Origin of the sequence: Marinobacter sp. LM1, assembly GCF_042763285.1 — a bacterium.
In the GTDB taxonomy this organism is placed as follows: domain Bacteria; phylum Pseudomonadota; class Gammaproteobacteria; order Pseudomonadales; family Oleiphilaceae; genus Marinobacter; species Marinobacter nauticus.
The window spans coordinates 954,251-971,973 of sequence record NZ_CP114373.1 but is presented as its reverse complement, the minus strand read 5'-3'; the positions used below and the strand labels follow the sequence as shown (position 1 = coordinate 971,973).

General features: G+C 59.1%; 19 protein-coding genes. 9 read left to right on the top strand and 10 right to left on the bottom strand.

All coding sequences use genetic code 11. The annotated features are described in order from the left end of the window. Nucleotides 1-82 precede the first annotated feature (82 nt). The gene (ilvD, locus tag OZ656_RS04515; RefSeq protein ID WP_014420655.1) at nucleotides 83-1,918 is read left to right on the top strand and encodes a dihydroxy-acid dehydratase; all 1,836 of its coding nucleotides are present in this window, start codon (nucleotides 83-85) and stop codon (nucleotides 1,916-1,918) included. 38 nt (nucleotides 1,919-1,956) lie between these two features. Here ilvD and OZ656_RS04510 read toward each other — a convergent pair. The 3 genes from OZ656_RS04510 to OZ656_RS04500 form a co-directional block, all read right to left on the bottom strand. Continuing rightward, nucleotides 1,957-3,176 (bottom strand): IS3 family transposase gene (locus OZ656_RS04510; protein WP_379944743.1). Its coding sequence is split into 2 segments (ribosomal slippage): nucleotides 1,957-2,813 and nucleotides 2,813-3,176, totalling 1,221 coding nucleotides; the frame shifts between segments, so codons are not numbered across the junction. A 117-nt stretch (nucleotides 3,177-3,293) separates the two neighbouring features. Then, entirely contained in the window at nucleotides 3,294-3,704 is a 411-nt protein-coding gene (locus tag OZ656_RS04505) for a peptidoglycan-binding domain-containing protein (protein WP_011785883.1), read from the bottom strand. 107 nt (nucleotides 3,705-3,811) lie between these two features. Next, a complete protein-coding gene (locus tag OZ656_RS04500; protein ID WP_379945002.1) occupies nucleotides 3,812-4,903 on the bottom strand; it encodes an AI-2E family transporter in 1,092 nt (363 codons plus the stop codon). A 130-nt stretch (nucleotides 4,904-5,033) separates the two neighbouring features. On the opposite strand from OZ656_RS04500, the gene OZ656_RS04495 reads away from it, so the two are divergent. The 3 genes from OZ656_RS04495 to OZ656_RS04485 all read left to right on the top strand — a co-directional run bounded on the left by OZ656_RS04495 (nucleotide 5,034) and on the right by OZ656_RS04485 (nucleotide 6,753). Further along, a complete protein-coding gene (locus OZ656_RS04495; protein WP_014420653.1) occupies nucleotides 5,034-5,384 on the top strand; it encodes a hypothetical protein in 351 nt (116 codons plus the stop codon). A 98-nt stretch (nucleotides 5,385-5,482) separates the two neighbouring features. Beyond that, the gene (locus OZ656_RS04490) at nucleotides 5,483-5,731 is read left to right on the top strand and encodes a hypothetical protein (RefSeq protein ID WP_011785886.1); all 249 of its coding nucleotides are present in this window, start codon (nucleotides 5,483-5,485) and stop codon (nucleotides 5,729-5,731) included. A 122-nt stretch (nucleotides 5,732-5,853) separates the two neighbouring features. Beyond that, a complete protein-coding gene (locus OZ656_RS04485; RefSeq protein ID WP_379945000.1) occupies nucleotides 5,854-6,753 on the top strand; it encodes a haloalkane dehalogenase in 900 nt (299 codons plus the stop codon). Between the two features lie 18 nt (nucleotides 6,754-6,771). Here the strand turns inward: OZ656_RS04485 and OZ656_RS04480 are convergent, their stop codons facing one another. Further along, the gene (locus tag OZ656_RS04480) at nucleotides 6,772-7,560 is read right to left on the bottom strand and encodes an acyl-CoA thioesterase (protein ID WP_379944999.1); all 789 of its coding nucleotides are present in this window, start codon (nucleotides 7,558-7,560) and stop codon (nucleotides 6,772-6,774) included. Between the two features lie 198 nt (nucleotides 7,561-7,758). Between OZ656_RS04480 and OZ656_RS04475 the strand changes: the two genes are divergently transcribed. Beyond that, a complete protein-coding gene (locus OZ656_RS04475; RefSeq protein WP_022991977.1) occupies nucleotides 7,759-9,285 on the top strand; it encodes a DEAD/DEAH box helicase in 1,527 nt (508 codons plus the stop codon). Between the two features lie 19 nt (nucleotides 9,286-9,304). Here the strand turns inward: OZ656_RS04475 and OZ656_RS04470 are convergent, their stop codons facing one another. From OZ656_RS04470 to OZ656_RS04455, 4 genes are read right to left on the bottom strand one after another with little or no spacing between them, the layout of a single operon-like run. After that, nucleotides 9,305-9,820, bottom strand: coding sequence for a dihydrofolate reductase (locus OZ656_RS04470; RefSeq protein ID WP_014420650.1), 516 nt, complete (start codon nucleotides 9,818-9,820; stop codon nucleotides 9,305-9,307). Between the two features lie 14 nt (nucleotides 9,821-9,834). Continuing rightward, nucleotides 9,835-10,674: a thymidylate synthase gene (locus OZ656_RS04465; protein WP_278350342.1), complete on the bottom strand. Its 840-nt coding sequence runs from the start codon at nucleotides 10,672-10,674 to the stop codon at nucleotides 9,835-9,837. After that, nucleotides 10,671-11,459 (bottom strand): prolipoprotein diacylglyceryl transferase, encoded by a 789-nt coding sequence (lgt, locus tag OZ656_RS04460; protein ID WP_278350341.1) that lies wholly within the window; start codon nucleotides 11,457-11,459, stop codon nucleotides 10,671-10,673. Before lgt ends, OZ656_RS04465 begins: the two co-directional genes overlap by 4 nt. A 10-nt stretch (nucleotides 11,460-11,469) precedes the next feature. Beyond that, nucleotides 11,470-12,267: a sulfite exporter TauE/SafE family protein gene (locus OZ656_RS04455; protein ID WP_023011441.1), complete on the bottom strand. Its 798-nt coding sequence runs from the start codon at nucleotides 12,265-12,267 to the stop codon at nucleotides 11,470-11,472. 92 nt (nucleotides 12,268-12,359) lie between these two features. On the opposite strand from OZ656_RS04455, the gene OZ656_RS04450 reads away from it, so the two are divergent. The 4 genes from OZ656_RS04450 (at nucleotide 12,360) to dxs (ending at nucleotide 16,399) form a co-directional block, all read left to right on the top strand. After that, nucleotides 12,360-13,133, top strand: a complete 774-nt coding sequence (locus OZ656_RS04450) for an NRDE family protein (RefSeq protein WP_153740866.1) — start codon at nucleotides 12,360-12,362, stop codon at nucleotides 13,131-13,133. A 58-nt stretch (nucleotides 13,134-13,191) separates the two neighbouring features. Beyond that, complete coding sequence (locus OZ656_RS04445) at nucleotides 13,192-13,449, top strand: exodeoxyribonuclease VII small subunit (RefSeq protein WP_011785895.1); 258 nt, start codon at nucleotides 13,192-13,194, stop codon at nucleotides 13,447-13,449. Next, nucleotides 13,449-14,345: a (2E,6E)-farnesyl diphosphate synthase gene (gene ispA, locus OZ656_RS04440; protein WP_153740865.1), complete on the top strand. Its 897-nt coding sequence runs from the start codon at nucleotides 13,449-13,451 to the stop codon at nucleotides 14,343-14,345. Before OZ656_RS04445 ends, ispA begins: the two co-directional genes overlap by 1 nt. Before the next feature lie 122 nt (nucleotides 14,346-14,467). Then, nucleotides 14,468-16,399, top strand: coding sequence for a 1-deoxy-D-xylulose-5-phosphate synthase (dxs, locus tag OZ656_RS04435; RefSeq protein ID WP_023008908.1), 1,932 nt, complete (start codon nucleotides 14,468-14,470; stop codon nucleotides 16,397-16,399). Nucleotides 16,400-16,442: 43 nt separating this feature from the next. Here dxs and ribA read toward each other — a convergent pair whose 3' ends face one another. Together ribA and moaC are read right to left on the bottom strand one after the other, a co-directional pair. Then, nucleotides 16,443-17,054, bottom strand: a complete 612-nt coding sequence (ribA, locus tag OZ656_RS04430) for a GTP cyclohydrolase II (RefSeq protein WP_014420644.1) — start codon at nucleotides 17,052-17,054, stop codon at nucleotides 16,443-16,445. A gap of 132 nt (nucleotides 17,055-17,186) precedes the next feature. After that, nucleotides 17,187-17,669: a cyclic pyranopterin monophosphate synthase MoaC gene (gene moaC, locus OZ656_RS04425; protein ID WP_014420643.1), complete on the bottom strand. Its 483-nt coding sequence runs from the start codon at nucleotides 17,667-17,669 to the stop codon at nucleotides 17,187-17,189. Between the last annotated feature and the right edge of the window lie 54 nt (nucleotides 17,670-17,723).

Here is a 17,723-nt window from a genome sequence, read left to right as displayed (position 1 = left end):
AAAGGGCCATGCGAGCGGCGTCGAATCTGTTATCCTTTGGTCTTTCACTTTATCCGATAACCTAGGGAGAGAACCGCCTACCATGCCCCAGTATCGTTCCCACACCTCTACTGCCGGCCGCAATATGGCCGGTGCCCGCGCCCTCTGGCGTGCCACCGGCATGAAAAACGAGGACTTCGGCAAACCCATCATCGCCGTTGCCAACTCCTTCACCCAGTTTGTGCCCGGGCACGTTCACCTGAAAGACCTGGGCCAGCTGGTTTGCCGCGAGATCGAAGCGGCCGGCGGTGTTGCCAAAGAGTTCAACACCATTGCTGTGGATGATGGTATCGCCATGGGGCACGATGGCATGCTGTACTCCCTGCCGTCGCGGGAAATCATCGCCGACTCGGTGGAATACATGGTCAACGCCCACTGTGCCGATGCGCTGGTTTGCATCTCCAATTGCGACAAGATTACCCCGGGTATGCTAATGGCCGCCATGCGCCTGAACATTCCCACCATTTTTGTTTCCGGCGGCCCGATGGAAGCCGGAAAAACCAAGCTATCTGAACACAAGCTCGACCTGGTGGATGCCATGGTCATCGCCGCCGATCCAACGGCGACCGACGAGATGGTCGAGGAATACGAACGCAGCGCCTGCCCTACGTGCGGTTCCTGCTCCGGCATGTTCACCGCCAATTCCATGAACTGTCTGACCGAAGCCATCGGCCTGGCCCTGCCCGGCAATGGCTCCATGCTGGCCACCCATGCCGACCGGGAACAGCTGTTCCTGAAAGCCGGTCGTCAGATTGTGGAGAATGCCAAACGCTATTACGAGCAGAACGATGCCAGCGTTCTGCCGCGCAGCATCGCCTCTGTGGAAGCATTCGAGAACGCCATGACCATGGACATTGCCATGGGCGGCTCCACCAACACTATCCTGCACCTGTTGGCTGCAGCCCAGGAAGGCGGTGTTGAATTCTCCATGGCCGATATCGATCGCTTGTCCCGCAAGGTTCCGCAGCTGTGCAAGGTCGCTCCCAACTCCCCCAAGTACCACATGGAAGACGTGCACCGCGCCGGCGGCATCATGGGCATTCTGGGTGAACTGGAGCGCGGCGGACTGATCAACGTTGACCTGCCCACGACTCACAGCAAAACCATGCGCGAAGCCCTGGAAACCTGGGACATCATGCGCTCACCAACACCTGAAGTGATCGAATTCTACAAAGCCGGCCCCGCCGGCATTCCGACTCAGACAGCCTTCAGCCAGAGCACCCGCTGGCCAAGCCTCGATGGCGACCGTGAAGACGGCTGCATCCGCTCCGTGGAACACGCTTATTCTTCAGAAGGCGGTCTGGCCGTACTGTATGGCAATATCGCCCAGGATGGCTGCGTAGTGAAAACCGCGGGCGTTGATGAAAGCATCTACGTCTTCGAGGGCAAGGCCCGGGTCTTCGAAAGCCAGGATTCCGCCGTAGCGGGAATTCTGGGTGACGAGGTCAAAGCCGGTGATGTGGTGATCATTCGCTACGAAGGGCCCAAAGGCGGTCCAGGAATGCAGGAAATGCTCTACCCGACCAGCTACCTTAAATCCAAGGGGCTGGGCAAGGACTGTGCACTGCTGACTGACGGCCGGTTCTCCGGCGGCACGTCAGGGCTCTCCATCGGCCATGCTTCGCCGGAAGCTGCTGCCGGTGGCGCGATTGGACTGATTGAGGATGGCGATACCATTTTGATCGACATCCCCAACCGATCTATCAATGTTCAGGTCAGTAAGGAAGAACTGGCACAGCGACGGGAAGCACGCGACGCCAGGGGCTGGAAACCGGAGCTACCGAGAGACCGGAAGGTATCCGCCGCCCTCAAAGCCTACGCATTGCTGGCCACCAGTGCCGATAAAGGTGCGGTTCGGGATTTGAGCAAGCTGGACTGAGTCTGGTGTCTAGTCCTGAAATAGGTTGACACCTATTTCTATTGAAACGCCCGGTGCACCGCATCGGGTGTTTTGTATTTCAAGGCAAGATGTGGTCGCCTTGTGTTATAGGTCTGAACGGACTGATCGACCATCTTTTGAGCTTCTGCAAGGTCTTTGGGGCGCGCCAGCAATAACTCCGTTTTTAGGATGCCGTTAACCCTCTCGGCCAGTGCATTTTGATAACAGTCATAGCCATCGGTCATTGAACAACGAATGCCGTGTTTGGCATGCAGCTGTTGGTATGCCATGGAGCAGTACTGGATTCCCCGATCCGAGTGATGAACGAGTTCTCCAGAGAGTTTCCTTCCCTTCAATGCCTTACGCATAGCTTGTATCACAGAATCCGTATGAAGGGTGTCATGGACATGGTAGCCCACGATTTTGCGAGAGAAAGCATCCGTAATCAGGCTGAGATAGGCCAAGCCCTGGTGAGTAGGTAAGTAGGTAATATCTGCCACCCAGACCTGCTCAGGCGCGGCTGGCACAACCTGCTCCGGACCCGGCTTAATAAGGTTGGGATGACAGCGAAAGTGGTGATGGCTATGCGTGGTTTTATGATAGGCCCGCTTTCGGGGAACCAGTTGTCGGTGTGCTCTTAGGAGGTCGAATAGTCGGTCCCGGCCCATGCGCAAAGGGGCATTCAGTTTCAGTAGCGAATGCAGTTTGCGGGTTCCCAGCCGAGGCTGATGCAGGCGCTCTTCCCGTACAAAGTCCAGCACCAAGAGATTGTGCGCCTTACGAGCCGCATCCGCTTTGAAGTACTGATAATAGGCCTGACGGGAAAAACCTAGATATCGGCAAGCCCGACTAACGTTCAGGCCTTGGATTTGTCTTTGTGCGAGGACTTGCCGGACCGCTTTTTTACAACGCGACAGCCATAGTCTTTTTGAAGCACATCCACAACGGATTCAAAGAATTGCGCTTTCTGGTTGGCCTCATCTAGCTGCTGCTCCAGCTCTTTGATGCGCTGCTCTGGTGTAAGTGGAAGATCCGATTTGTTCATCGCAGCCCCCTTGCGTACCAAGAGCATGGCCGCCGGGCTCCAATCCTGCTGACCATGCTTACGTAACCACGTTAGCACCGTCGAGCGTCCCTGGATACCATATCGTTCCTGGGCTTGCTTGTAAGTCATCTCGCCTTTTTCAACCTGGCCTACCACCGCCAATTTAAAGGCCAGGGAATAATCTCGCTGACTCCTCCGCCTCTTCGTGTTCATAACACCCTCCACAATTTCCAGTGAGAAGGTGTAAACCTTATTCAGGACGGGTCATGGACCACAAAAAAGCCCGCCAGGTATTTTCCTGGCGGGCTTTTTTTATCCGGGGCCTGGCGTTTACCAGAGCGACCAGCCACCATCTTCGTCTTCTTCGATGGTGTCATCGGCAGAAGACTCGGTCTCAGCCGGAGCCGATTCCGCCGGTGCCGCCTGCGCAGTTGCGGCCGGTGCAGACTGGCCTGCATCAGCGGCCGCCTGCTGCACGGTGATCAACCCCAGAGCCCGCTCGGTTTCCTCGTTCAGGATACCGGTTGCCTCAAGGCCGTTGTCCTTCTGGAAGCGGGTCAGTTCCGCCCGGGTTTTGTCATCCATGCTCGGGCTGACATTGGTGATGTCGTAACCGGCGCCATAAAGCGCGTGCTTGAGCGCGACCACTTCATTGGCCTGGGCAACGGGTGCCAGACCCAGCAGGGCGACCGTTCCGACCGCCAGCGCCGTCCTGCCGATATGACGGGTGACTGTTTTCATGGTTCTCACCTGATCTACTCCTGGATATCTCTGTGACATCTGCTGTTCTGTTTTTATAGTGTGGCGCCTTCCTCTACGTATCAGCGCTCCATAGACCATAACATAATTTAATCTTCGCGGGCCGGACCATTCTCGGGATTTGACGGATCGGCATAGTGATACTGGCCAAATTCACGGATAAAAATGCCCCAGAACGCCATGAAAAGCGCCGCCACCAGCGGACCCATGACAAAACCATTGATGCCGAACATAACAATGCCGCCCAGGGTGGACAAAAGCACGAGATAGTCCGGCATTTTGGTGTCCCGCCCTACCAGCACAGGCCGGAGCAGGTTATCCGCCAGACCAATCACCACCACCCCATAGGCGGTCAGAATGATGGCCGACACAATGTCCCCCACGGCAGCCAGATAGATGGCCGCCGGCACCCAGACAATCGCAGCCCCGACGGCTGGCAGCAATGAGACGATGGCCATGACCACCCCCCACAGCAAGGCTCCGGTAATGCCAAGTATCCAGAAGATTATGCCACCAAGCGCACCCTGAATGATGGCGATCAGCAGGTTACCCTTGACCGTGGCACGGGTGACTTCCGCGAATTTGGCAAACAACAGGCGCTCACGCTCATCACCCAACGGCAAGGCGCGAATCATCAGCTCTATCAGTTTCTGGCCATCACGGATCAGGAAAAAGGCCAGGTAAACCATCAGAGCCAGCCCCAGAAAGAACTGAAAGGTGTTCTGCCCTATGCCCAGGGCCTGCTTGGCCAGAAACTGACTCCCCCCCAGAAAGGCATTAACGGCGCGGTCCCTCAGATCCGCAAAGTTGATGTCAAACTGGGCCAGAAAGGCCTGGATGGCAGGAAACGACTGGTTAACCTGATCAATGTATTCCCCCGGCCGAATCTCTCCGGCCTGGATCTTCTGGTAGATCCCCATACCTTCCGCGATCAGCGCCGCGCCCAGTACCAGCACCGGAATCACCACGATCACCATACACACGAAAAGTGTAATCAGGGCGTTTAGTGTCGGCCGGTCGCCAAGTCTGCGTACCAGCATCTGCTGCACCGGATGGAAAATCAGCGCAATGGCCACCGCCCAGAAGATCGGGCCAAAGAACGGCTTCATCAACAGAATGAACGCAAGCGACACACCGAGCAGCATCGCCAGAAAAGTCCGTGTTTCAAGTTTTGCGTACATAGTTAAACAATTCCTGTCCAGAACATGCCCATCGGGGCTGATAGGGAAAGCAGACTACCACGATAGCGTGGCCAGTGTAGTGGGGTTCGCGTTATAGTGGTTGGTTATCAATCAGCCAACAATACAGGTTATGTGGTTGGAAGCAGACAACTTTACCGTGGAGAGCGCGCTGGAGGCCGCACTGGAACTGCAGAAAGTGCTGGCAGCCCGAACCCATCGTCGCAAGGTGATGGGCCAGGAGGTACTCGTGCCCGGCCAGTTGGGCGAGGCCCTGCACCTGCCCAGAACCATCAGCCGCCTGAGTGGCAAGCAGCAACGATTGCGGGATCGCGGCCTGGAGGATTTCCAGGAGCTCTGGCCCACGCTGTCTGAATACACTCGCCAACGGGTTCTGGACGGACTTGGCTGGTACGACCCCAAGCAACTCGACTGGGAGGACAAGCGCTCCAACCGCCGGCCGTTGGTCGATCCTGACGCCTGATACGTACAAATGCGGAAGCCGAAGTGCAGGGCCCAGGCCCGGACTGACTTTGAAGTGTCACACTTCGCCCTTACTGTGATCTGATCAGGAGGATAACTATGACAGACAACAACCATTACACTGCCATCCTGGCCCAGGGGAGCGCCGTGCCCACCCTGTTGTGCGGGCATTGCCATTCCATTCTCTCCCGCGCCAGAATTTTCCGTAACCAGGGCGACGCCCATCAGGCCATTGAGTGCAACACCATCGGCCTGTGCTCCGCGGACGATTGCGGCGCGGTGAACTGCTGCGACGAGGCTCTGGCCCAGGTGGAAAACCCAGAACGCCTGTTTGACATCGCATCCTGATTCAAACTGGCAACGCTCTGTTACGCAACTCAAACACACAAAATTCCCATCTGATTTATCCTGACCTTCGACGATTGTCGTACCGATAATCACGCAACCACTCAGTCAGGACAGTCGATGGCATGCGTATTCTGAGAACCGACGAAGCCCGCTTCGCAGGCCTCCCGGATTACCCCTTTTCAGCACACTATCTGGATGTTGAGCCAGGTCTTCGGATGCACTATGTAGACGAAGGGCCCGCCCACGCAGACCCAGTGGTGATGCTTCACGGGGAGCCATCCTGGTCCTATCTCTACCGGCACATGATTCCGCTTGTCGCCGAAGCGGGCCATCGGGTGCTGGCGCCCGATCTGATTGGTTTTGGCAAGTCAGACAAACCCGCCGATGTCAGCGACTACAGTTATGACAGCCACATGCGCTGGCTGACCCACTGGCTTGAAACACTGGACCTGACCAACGTCACGCTGGTGTGTCAGAACTGGGGCTCACTGCTGGGATTAAGGCTGGCGGCAGAGCATCATCGTCGGTTCAGCCGGATCATTGTCGGCAACGGCATGCTGCCAACGGGGGACACGCGGGTACCGGCCGTCTTCAGACTCTGGAAGGCGTTTGCCAGCCATAGCCCCTGGTTTCCGATAGGCCGGATTGTCCAGCTTGGTACCGAACGATCACTAAGCCCGGCCGAAATAGCCGCCTACGAGGCGCCCTTCCCGACACCGGATTACAAAGCCGGTGCCCGGGCGTTCCCGGCACTGGTGCCAACCTCACCCAGCGACCCGGCCAGCGCCGCCAACCGGGAGGCCTGGCGCGTGCTGGAAAAATGGCGCAAACCCTTTATCACCTGCTTCAGCAGCGGCGACCCGATTACCCGGGGTGGCGACCGTTATATGCAGCGGCGAATCCCCGGAGCCTTCGGCCAGCCCCATATCACCCTCAACGGCGGACATTTCCTGCAGGAAGATTCCCCCCGACAGTTTGCCCGGGTCATTCTGGACGCGCTGAAAGCCGAGATGGCGGCCTGATAGCCAGGCCCGCCTCACTCAGCCGAAGACTGTAACCGTTTGCCGGCTCAGGGCCACCAGTTCACCGGCCGGGGTCCAGATACCAGCATGAGTGTGACCATATCCGGCGCCAGCCTGGTCGATGGTTGCCCGGTACAGCAGCCAGTCATCCGGCTTCATGGCCGGCCTGGGATGGACAATCTCCAGCGCCCAGCTCAGGGAACTGGCTGGCGCCGGCCCCTTGAGATGCGGCAACAGCGCCGGTGGCCAGGCATCAACCAGAGCAACAATGTGGGCGTCGGTCATAGTCTCCGGGGCTTCCCGGAACTTCATCCAGCCCCCCATTTCGCGCCCGCCCTTACCGGAGAATGGCATATAGCCAAACGCCCAGCGCATTTCGATATGCCGGGTAAACTCCGGCGTCACTTTCGGGATATAGGGAAGTGACTGACATTGCTCTGCCGGCACCGCTTCCGGTGCCGACGTCGGTGCCACTCGGACAGCAGACTCACGGTCGCCCCCGAAACTGGCCAGACAGACAAGGCGGGGCTCGCCATTCTGAAGGATCCGTCCCTGGACCTGGGACACTGCCTTGCCTTCACGCAGGACTTCGGCCTCAACACGGGCCGGCACATCCGCCTCTACGGGACCGACAAATGACACCTGAAGGGCCCGCATGGCACGACCATCCGCCACTTTTGAAGCCATCACCTCGAACACCAGGGCCGCGACCAGGCCGCCGAACGTGGCGCGCCCCTGGCCCCAGTCTGACGGTATCACCACTTCGCCGTTATTCCGGACATCACCGAGAAGGTCATCGAACGTCATTTGTTTTAGATCCTGTTCATTAGCCTGCAAACCGGTAAGACTGCACCACTTACCGAAGCCTGACAATAGGCCTGCCCCGGCAACTACCTATCGATTGCCTGGCAATAGTCGTATAAAAACCACCCCAAACAGACTATAATGCGCCAAAATCATGCATTGCCTGTGCAGTGCGATACCCTCCGAATACCGAGTACATTCATGTCAGAATTGTCTTTTGCCGAACTGGGGCTGGATCCAGCAGTACTGGAAGCCGTCTCCGCCGTTGGCTATGAAACCCCGTCGCCCATCCAGGCGCAATCCATCCCTGCTCTGCTGGCCGGCAACCATCTGTTGGGCGTTGCCCAGACAGGCACCGGCAAGACCGCAGCCTTTGCCCTGCCATTGCTGAGCCGGATTGATGCGAACGTGGCCGAGCCACAGATTCTGGTACTGGCCCCTACCCGGGAGCTGGCGATTCAGGTCGCGGAAGCGTTTACCACCTACGCCAGCAAGTTCCGCAATTTTCATGTTCTGCCAATTTACGGTGGCCAGGATTTCTCACCACAGATTCGCGGCCTGAAGCGTGGCGCCCAGGTTATTGTGGGCACACCTGGCCGCATGCTCGACCATCTGCGCAAGGGCACCCTGAAGCTCGACGGCCTGAAGGCACTGGTGCTGGACGAAGCCGACGAAATGCTGCGCATGGGCTTCATTGATGACGTGGAAGCCATCCTGGCGAAGACGCCGGACACCTGCCAGCGCGCGCTCTTCTCGGCCACCATGCCGCCACAGATCAAGAAGGTTGCGCAGACTTACCTGAAAAACGCTACCGAAGTAAGAATCGAGAGCGAAACCCGCACGGTTGAGCGGATCGCCCAGTTCGTGCTGCCGGTCTACGCCGAGCGCAAGCTGGATGCGCTGACCCGCATTCTGGAAGTTGAGCCCTTCGACGCCTCGATCATTTTCGTGCGCACCAAGGCCGAAACCACCATGCTGGCAGAGAAGCTGTCCGCACGTGGCCACGCTGTGGCGCCCCTGAGCGGCGACCTGAACCAGCGTCAGCGCGAACAGACCGTTGAAGATCTCAAGCGTGGCAAAAAAGATATCATCATTGCCACCGATGTCGCCGCCCGTGGTCTGGACGTGCCCCGGATTACTCACGTTATCAACTACGACGTGCCCTACGACACCGAGGCGTACATCCACCGGGTTGGCCGTACTGGCCGTGCCGGCCGTACCGGCAAGGCTATCCTGCTGGTGACTCCGCGTGAGCGCAGCTGGCTGCGCACTCTGGAGCGGGCCACCAACTCCCCGATGGAACCTTACCAGTTGCCGTCACCTGCCGCCCTGCAGAAAATGCGGGTAGAGCAGTTTGAGGCGCAACTGCTGGGCTTCACCGACGATCCTCGCGCTGCCAAGGCCATCGCCCTGCTGGATGAGATCGCCGAGCGTAACGACATGGACATGGCCGCCATCGCCGGCGCCATGGCTTGCCTGCTGGAAGCCTCCCAACCGGATTCTCTGCCACTGGAACAACCGGAAGCACTGCCGGAGATTTCCGCCGCGCCTCGCCGGGATCGCAAAGGCCCGCCACCGGGCAAAGGCGGCTTCCGCAAAGGCGGCCCTGGCAAGAAGTTCAGCAAGGATGGCAAACCGGGCTTCCGCAAGAGCGGGCCGAAAGGTGGCAAGCCCGCCGGCAAGGGCGGAAAACCTGCAGGAAAAGGCCCCAAGCGCGCGCCGCGCTGAGGCCTGATTGGCTAGCCGGTCACTCTGACCGGCTACGCTGGTATACGACAAAGCTGTAGTCGTAAGGATTGTTGTCAGACGCAGAAAAATCTTCGCGCCCGATCTCTTCCCACTCGTCCCAGTTCACTTCCGGAAAGAAGGCATCTCCGTCCACCTCTGCGTGCACCTGGGTGATGTATATCCGGTCAACCATTGGCAGCGCTTCGGCATAGATCTGGCCTCCGCCAATAATCATCACTTCATCACCACCTTCCAACTCCGCCTGGGCTTCGGCTTTCACCAACGCTTCATTCAGCGACGCTGCGGCAACGGTTCCGGCTGGCGCCTGCCATTCCGGATTTCTGGAAATCACCACGTTCATCCGCCCGGGCAAAGGCCGGCCGATGGAGTCCCAGGTCTTTCTACCCATGATAATGGGCTTGCCCATAGTGGCCTGCTTGAAGTAGCGCAGATCACCTGGCAGATACCAGGGCAGCTTGTTATTCCGGCCGATCACCCGGTTTCGGGCCATAGCTACGATAAGGGCCTTGCGCATAACGGGTTCCTTGCTCAAATCGCTATAGGGGCTTTGATCACGGGGTACGGGTCGTAACCTTCGAACTCGAAATCTTCCAGCTCGTAGTCAAAGATGGATTCCGGTTTACGTTTGATGACCAGCTTCGGCAGCGCGCGGGGTTCACGCCGAAGCTGTTCAAATACGATGTCGTCCGTCAGATGATTCCGGTACAAGTGGCAATCACCAAACGTGTGCACGAACTCGCCCACATCCAGATCACACTGCTGCGCAATCATATGGGTCAGCAAAGCATAGGACGCAATATTGAAGGGCACGCCCAGGAACAGGTCGGCGCTGCGCTGGTAGAGCTGGCAAGACAACTTGCCGTCGGCGACATAGAACTGAAACAGACAGTGGCAAGGCGCCAGGGCCATGCGCCCCTCCCGCACGTTATCCTGCGGACTGATGGACTCGTCCGGCAGCTCAGCCGGGTTCCAGGCGGAGACGATCAGGCGCCGGGAGTTGGGCTTGGTGCGGATCTGATCAATCACCTCGCTGATCTGGTCAATCACGCGGCCGTCGTGGCATTGCCAGCTGCGCCACTGCTTGCCGTAGATCGGACCAAGATCGCCGTTTTCCAGCGCCCACTCATTCCAGATGCTGACTTTGCGTTCCGCCAGCCAGGTGTTGTCGGTGGAGCCCTTGAGGAACCACAGCAGTTCATAAATGATGCTGCGCAGGTGCACTTTCTTGGTGGTCACCAGCGGGAAACCGTCCTGCAGATTGAAACGCATCTGCCGGCCGAACACCGAGCGGGTGCCCACGCCGGTGCGATCACCTTTGTCGAATCCGTTGTCGACAACATCCTGCATCAGGTCGAGGTAGGCTTTCATTGGGCGTTTCTCCGGTAAGCAAGGAACATCAGGGCAGCGCCGGCGGCAATCATCGGTGCAGAGAGCACCTGCCCCATCGTCAGCCAGTCAAAGGCCAGGTAACCCAACTGTGGATCTGGCTGGCGAACGAACTCCACCAGGAAACGAAAGATGCCATAGCACACCAGAAACAGGCCGGACACTGCCATTTTCGGGCGGGGCCTTGAGGAGAACCACCAGAGAATCACGAACAGGAGTACGCCTTCCAACGCGAACTGATATAACTGCGACGGGTGCCTGGCAAGGCTGTCTGGCGCCTGCGGAAAGACCATGCCCCAGGCTACGTCTGTCGGTTTGCCCCAGAGTTCGCCGTTTATGAAATTTCCGATTCGCCCGGCACCCAGCCCAACCGGGACCAAGGGCGCGACAAAATCGGCAATTTTCCAGAACCCGGCTCCGGTTTTTCGGCCATACCACCACATGGCCAGCATTACCCCCAGCAACCCGCCATGGAAAGACATACCGCCTTCCCAGACCCGGAGCAACCAGAGCGGGTCCGCTATAAAGGCATCGAAGTTGTAAAACACTACATAGCCAAAGCGGCCACCGAGGATCACACCCAGGGCCATATAGAACAGCAGATCACCCACCTGCTCTTCCTGCAGTGGCGACCAGGGCTTGCGGGACCGAAGACGGCCCAGCCACCAGCCGGCGGCAAACCCGACCAGATAGGTCAGGCCATACCAGTGAATTTTCAACGGCCCAAGGGCGATCGCCACCGGGTCAAACTGTGGATGTTGCAGCATGAATGCTCTCTCAGCTCAGAAGAAACCGTAAACCAACCAGAACCAGCATAATGGCAAAGATGCGTTTGAGCAGGCGCCCATCCAGACGATGGGCCAGCCCGGCGCCGATGCGTGCAAAGAACACACTGGTGGCGACCACACCCACCAACGCCGGCAGGTAGATAAAACCAAGACTCAGCTCGGGCAGATGGGGATCCTGCCAGCCGGTCCAGATATTGGCCAGGGCGCCCGCAATTGCAATCGGGAAGCCGCAGGCCGCCGAAGTCGCCACCGCCTGCTGCATTTTGACGTTGCACCAGCTTAAATAGGGCACGGTCAGGGTGCCGCCACCAATACCGAAGATAGCCGACGCCCAGCCAATGATGCCGCCGGCAGCACCCAGCCCGGTGGTGCCCGGAACGTCCCGCCCCGGCTTCGGATTGACCTCGAGGATCATCTTCAGTGCCACCAGAATGACAAACACCCCGATAATGGTTTCCAGCACCGGGCCGCTCAGCATCGCCGCGGTCCAGGCACCAAGCACGGCACCGACCACAATACCAACGGTCATGGGGCGAAACAGATCCCAACGCACCGCACCATGCTGGTGATGTGTGCGTATGGAACTGATGGAGGTGAACACAATGGTGGCCAACGACGTACCGACGGCAAGGTGGGCAGCAATCTCCGGGCTAATGCCCTGTAGCCCGAAACTGAAGATCAGCACCGGCACAATCACCAGCCCGCCCCCAATGCCAAACAGGCCGGCCATGGTGCCCGCCAATGCGCCCAACAGAAGATACAGTATGATGATGCCTATCATGCTCATGGTTACAGACCACCCCGGCTCAGATCAGGCTGGTATGATACGCAGGAATGCCTGCAACTTCAGCCCACGCATCCAAGGAATTCCGTTCACCCATGTGCCTAATTGCCTTTGCCATCGGCCAGAACCCCCGTTTTCCCCTGGTGGTTGCTGCCAATCGGGATGAATTCTTCCGCCGCCCTACGGCCGCCATGGACTGGTGGCAGGCGGATAACGGCCAGCACATTCTGGCAGGCCGGGATCTTGCTTCCGGCGGAACCTGGCTGGCGATCAGCGCGGACGGTCAGGTCGCTGCCGTAACCAACGTGCGAGAAGGCAGCCCGGAAACCGGCCGCTCCAGCCGGGGCGAACTTCCCGTTCGCGCGCTGGCAGAACCCGCCAGCGAACTAGGCGCGGCCCTGAACGGCGAGACAGATCGGTATGCCGGCTTTAACCTGGTGTCTCTGACAGAACGTGGTGGCTGGTATTACAGCAACCGCGACGCGCACCCCGGGCGCCAACTATTCCGTGGCAGCTTTGGCCTGAGCAACCATCTCTTACAGACACCCTGGCCCAAACTGCTGCGCCTGAGAACGGCCTTTGCCTCCGCGGTTGAAGCGGCGAGCGACCGTACCGAGGCTTTGCATGCCGAGCTCCTGCCCCTGCTTCAGGACACCAGCCCGGCACCCGACGCCATGCTTCCCGATACCGGCGTGGGACTTGAGACCGAACGGTTTTTATCGTCACCGTTCATTGTCGGCAGTGACTACGGCACACGGGCCACTACCATCGTTACGGTGGATGCACAGGGCGAAGTCAGGGTGACAGAACAATCCTGGGGGCCCAATGCCCAGACACTGGAAAAACGGCAATTCAGCTGGCAGCGATAGCAAACCGACTCTGATATAATCCGCGCAATTTCCGAAACACCCGACCGGAGGTCGCCCCATGGCCGGCGAGAACACCAGCAGCGCTTCCATAGCCGACTTTGAGAAATCCCTGAACGAACTGGAACAACTGGTTCGTGACCTGGAGCAGGGCGAGCTGTCCCTGGAACAATCCCTGGCGGCTTTCGAGCGCGGCGTTAAACTGACAAGGGAATGCCAGAGCGCCCTGAAATCCGCCGAACAGCGGGTCGAGCAGCTGGTACAGAACAGTGACGGCACACTGGAAACCCGACCTTTCTCGGCAGACGACGAGCAGTGATGGACCATCGCATCCGCCAGGCAGAGGCCTATCTGGACCAGTGCCGCCAACAGGTTGACCAGGAACTGGACCGCAGTCTTACCCGGAATACCACCTCAGAAAGGCTCCAGGAAACCATGCGCTACAGCGTGCTGGGCGGCGGCAAACGGGTACGCCCGGCCCTCTGCATGGCGGCCGCCCGGGCCATGGGCAGCCACGACAGCACAGCCCTGGCGCCAGCCTGCGCCCTGGAACTGATCCACGCCTATTCCCTGGTCCACGATGACCTGCCGGCCATGGACGATGATGATCTTCGCCGGGGCCGACCGACCGCCCACATCGCCTTTGACGAAGCCTCTGCCATTCTGGCCGGGGATGCGCTGCAAACACTGGCATTCGCGTTACTGTCAGAAGCGCCGGCGTTGTCAGACCGACAACGCGTGGCCATGATTTCAGAGCTGGCCCGCGCCAGTGGTCATCAGGGCATGGTTGGCGGTCAGGCCATTGATCTGGAATCGGTGGGGCGGCAACTGAGCGTAGAACAACTGGAAGCCATGCACCGGCACAAAACCGGCGCCCTGATCGAAGCCAGTGTTCGTCTGGGCGCACTCACCTCCGAGACCGTGACCGAACGCCAGCTGACCAACCTGACCGATTACGCCAGCGCGCTGGGGCTTGCGTTTCAGGTGCAGGATGATCTTCTGGACATCGAGGGCGACACCGAGATTATCGGCAAGCGCCAGGGCTCCGATGTGGCCAAGGCGAAACCCACGTATCCGGCATTACTGGGTATCGACGGGGCACGCCAGCACCTGGCCCGGCTTCTTGATGAAGCCCTGGGCGCACTGGAGAGCTTCGGCCCGGAAGCCGACACCCTCAGGGCCATGGCTGACTACGTGGTGGCGCGCAGCCACTGAACCATTTACAAGGCCAAAGCATCACCATTTTGTAACAACTGGCCCGGGATGTATGAAACCGGGTCGCCTGTTCCCTTATAATGCCAGCCATAGAACTCACATTCCGATAAAGACCCGAGCTGATGCAGGACACATACATTTTCAGGGAAATCCCGTCGCAGCGGCCCAATACGCCACTGCTCGACCGGATAGACGTGCCATCCCAGCTGCGTGAGCTGCCAGCGGAGGACTTGCCCCGGCTGGCCAGGGAATTGCGAGCGTTCTTGCTGTGGTCAGTTGGCCAGACCGGTGGTCATTTCGGCGCAGGCCTTGGTGTGCTTGAGCTGACGGTGGCCCTGCACTACGTGTTCAATACCCCCGAAGACCGGCTGGTATGGGACGTCGGCCACCAGGCCTACCCCCACAAGATCCTGACCGGTCGCAAGGAACAAATGGGTAGCATTCGCCGTAAAGGAGGCCTGGCCGGCTTCCCGAAACGGGCAGAGAGCGAGTACGACACCTTCGGCGTAGGTCATTCGAGCACATCCATCAGCGCGGCACTGGGCATGGCAATCGCCGCCCGGATGCAGAAAACCGGCCGCAAGAGCATTGCCGTTATCGGGGATGGTGCCATGACCGCGGGTATGGCCTTTGAAGCCCTGAATCATGCCGGACACCTTCATGCCGACATGCTGGTGGTGCTGAACGACAACGACATGTCGATTTCACGCAACGTCGGCGGGCTTTCCAACTATTTCGCCAAGCTGCTCTCCAGCCGTACCTACAATCAGGTGCGCGACAGCAGCAAGAAGGTGCTCAAAGGCACCCCTCACCTGATGGCCCTGGCAAAGAAAACCGAAGAACATTTCAAGGGTATGATTGCGCCCGGCACACTGTTTGAGGAGCTGGGGTTCAACTATATTGGCCCCATCGACGGCCACGACCTGCCCTTGCTGGTGGAAACCCTGGAGAACATCCGTGAGCTGGAAGGCCCGCAGTTCCTGCACGTGGTCACAACCAAAGGCAAAGGTTTTGCCCCTGCCGAAGCGGACCCGATTGGCTACCATGCCATCAACAAGATTGAACCGGTGCCCGCCAGCAAGCCGGAACCGGTGAAGCCGAAACCGGCCAGCCCGAAATATGCCAACGTCTTCGGGCAGTGGCTATGCGATGCCGCCGAACAGGACAGCCGGGTAGCCGGAATTACCCCCGCCATGTGCGAGGGTTCAGACCTGCTGGCCTTTTCAGAGCGTTTCCCGGATCGCTATTTTGATGTCGCCATTGCCGAGCAGCATGCCGTCACCCTGGCGGCAGGTCTGGCTTGTGATGGTGCCAAGCCGGTCGTGGCCATTTACTCAACCTTCCTGCAGCGGGCCTATGACCAGCTGGTGCATGATGTCGCCATCCAGAATCTGGATGTCCTGTTTGCCATTGATCGTGCGGGCCTGGTCGGCGAGGACGGCCCCACCCACGCTGGCGCCTTCGACATCAGCTATCTACGCTGCATTCCCAACATGCTGGTGATGACGCCGTCGGACGAAAACGAGACCCGGCAGCTACTGCACACCGGCCTCGAATACAGCGGCCCGGCTGCCGTTCGCTACCCCCGGGGTACCGGACCTGGGGCCGAAATCCAGCAGCAACTCACCCCACTGCCCATCGGCAAGGGCCGGCGCGTACGCGACGGTAGCGGTATTGCCATCCTTAATTTCGGCACCCTGTTGGCGCCGGGACTGGAGGCAGCAGAAGCCCTGGGCGCCACGGTCGCCGACATGCGCTTCGTCAAGCCTCTGGATGAGGCCCTGGTACTGGAACTGGCGGAAACCCACGACCTGCTGGTCACCCTGGAAGAAAACGTTATTGCCGGTGGCGCGGGCAGCGCGGTGACGGAATTCCTGAATGCCCGCCAGGTTTCCATGCCGGTATTACAACTGGGACTGCCGGACGCGTTCGTTGAACACGGTCAGCATAAGGAATTACTGCGGGACTGTGGGCTGGATGCCGAAGGCATTCTTCGCAGCATTGCCACGCGAATGGAGCAGCTCGGATACCCGACAGTGGTGGCGGCTAAATAACTCGGGAACGAAGGCGGATCACAACTGATCCGCCAGAGGTCGATCAGACCGGGTCGTCATCCTGGTGGGTTTCCAGCCAGTGGCCCAGTTTGCTCTGCTTGGTATTCAGGTAGTGCTCGTTGTGCGGATTGCGGCCCACATGCAGAGGCACGCGCTCGGCAATGTTGATGCCGTAGGATTCCAGCGCCTTCACCTTGCGCGGATTGTTGGTCATCAATCGCAGGCTTTTGATGCCCAGGTGCTCAAGCATGTCCTTGCACATGCTGTAATCCCGGAGATCTGCGCCAAAGCCCAGACGCTCATTCGCTTCCACGGTGTCGGCGCCCTGGTCCTGCAGACGGTAGGCCCGGATCTTGTTCAGCAATCCGATACCGCGGCCTTCCTGACGCAAGTACATCAGAATACCCCGACCCTCCCGGGCGATACTGCGCAACGCTTCTTCCAGCTGATAACCACAGTCACAACGCATGCTGTACAGGGCATCGCCCGTCAGACACTCTGAGTGGGTTCGTGCCAGCAGTGGTTCTGCGCTATCAATGTCCCCCAACGTCAGCGCCACATGCTCCTTCCCGGTGTCCGGCTCCTCAAAGCCGTGCATATCAAACACACCAAAGGGGGTGGGCAAACGGCAGGTTTCAATGTAACGAACAGCCACTGTGTTTCCTCGTGGTTCGGACAAATTGGGCGGGCATTCTATCATGCGGCTGCTTGCCTGGCGTAGTGTCGACACAGTTCCCCTCCGGATTATGCAGTACCCGAAAGGTTACGGTCGCCGCCAGGCTTCAGATCATTGCTCCCGGGCCTGCCAGTGGCCGGAGCGGCCGCCTTTCTTTTCCAGCAGACGCAGATTATCGATCACCATACCTTTGTCGACCGCCTTACACATATCGTAAATGGTCAGGGCGGCCACACTCGCGGCCGTCAGCGCTTCCATTTCAACACCGGTCTGACCGGCCAGTTTGCACCGGGTCTCGATCGCCACGGAGGCGCCATCATCGCCAGCCCTCAGTTCGACTTTCACGGAGGTCAGGTTAAGCGCATGGCACAGGGGAATCAGGTCGTGGGTTCGTTTCGCAGCCATGATGCCTGCTATCCTGGCCGTCGCCAGCACATCCCCCTTGGGGTGCTCACCTTCCAGGATCATTCTCAGGGTTTCCGGAGCCATCCGGACACAGGCCTCGGCGCTGGCCTCGCGTTCCGTCACCGCTTTGTCGGTGACATCCACCATTCGGGCTTCACCCTTGTCATCCAGATGGGTCAGTTTTGTCACAGAAAACTCCGATTGATCTGTTGAAGAGGTTACTTTGGCATGGCCCGGGCCTGG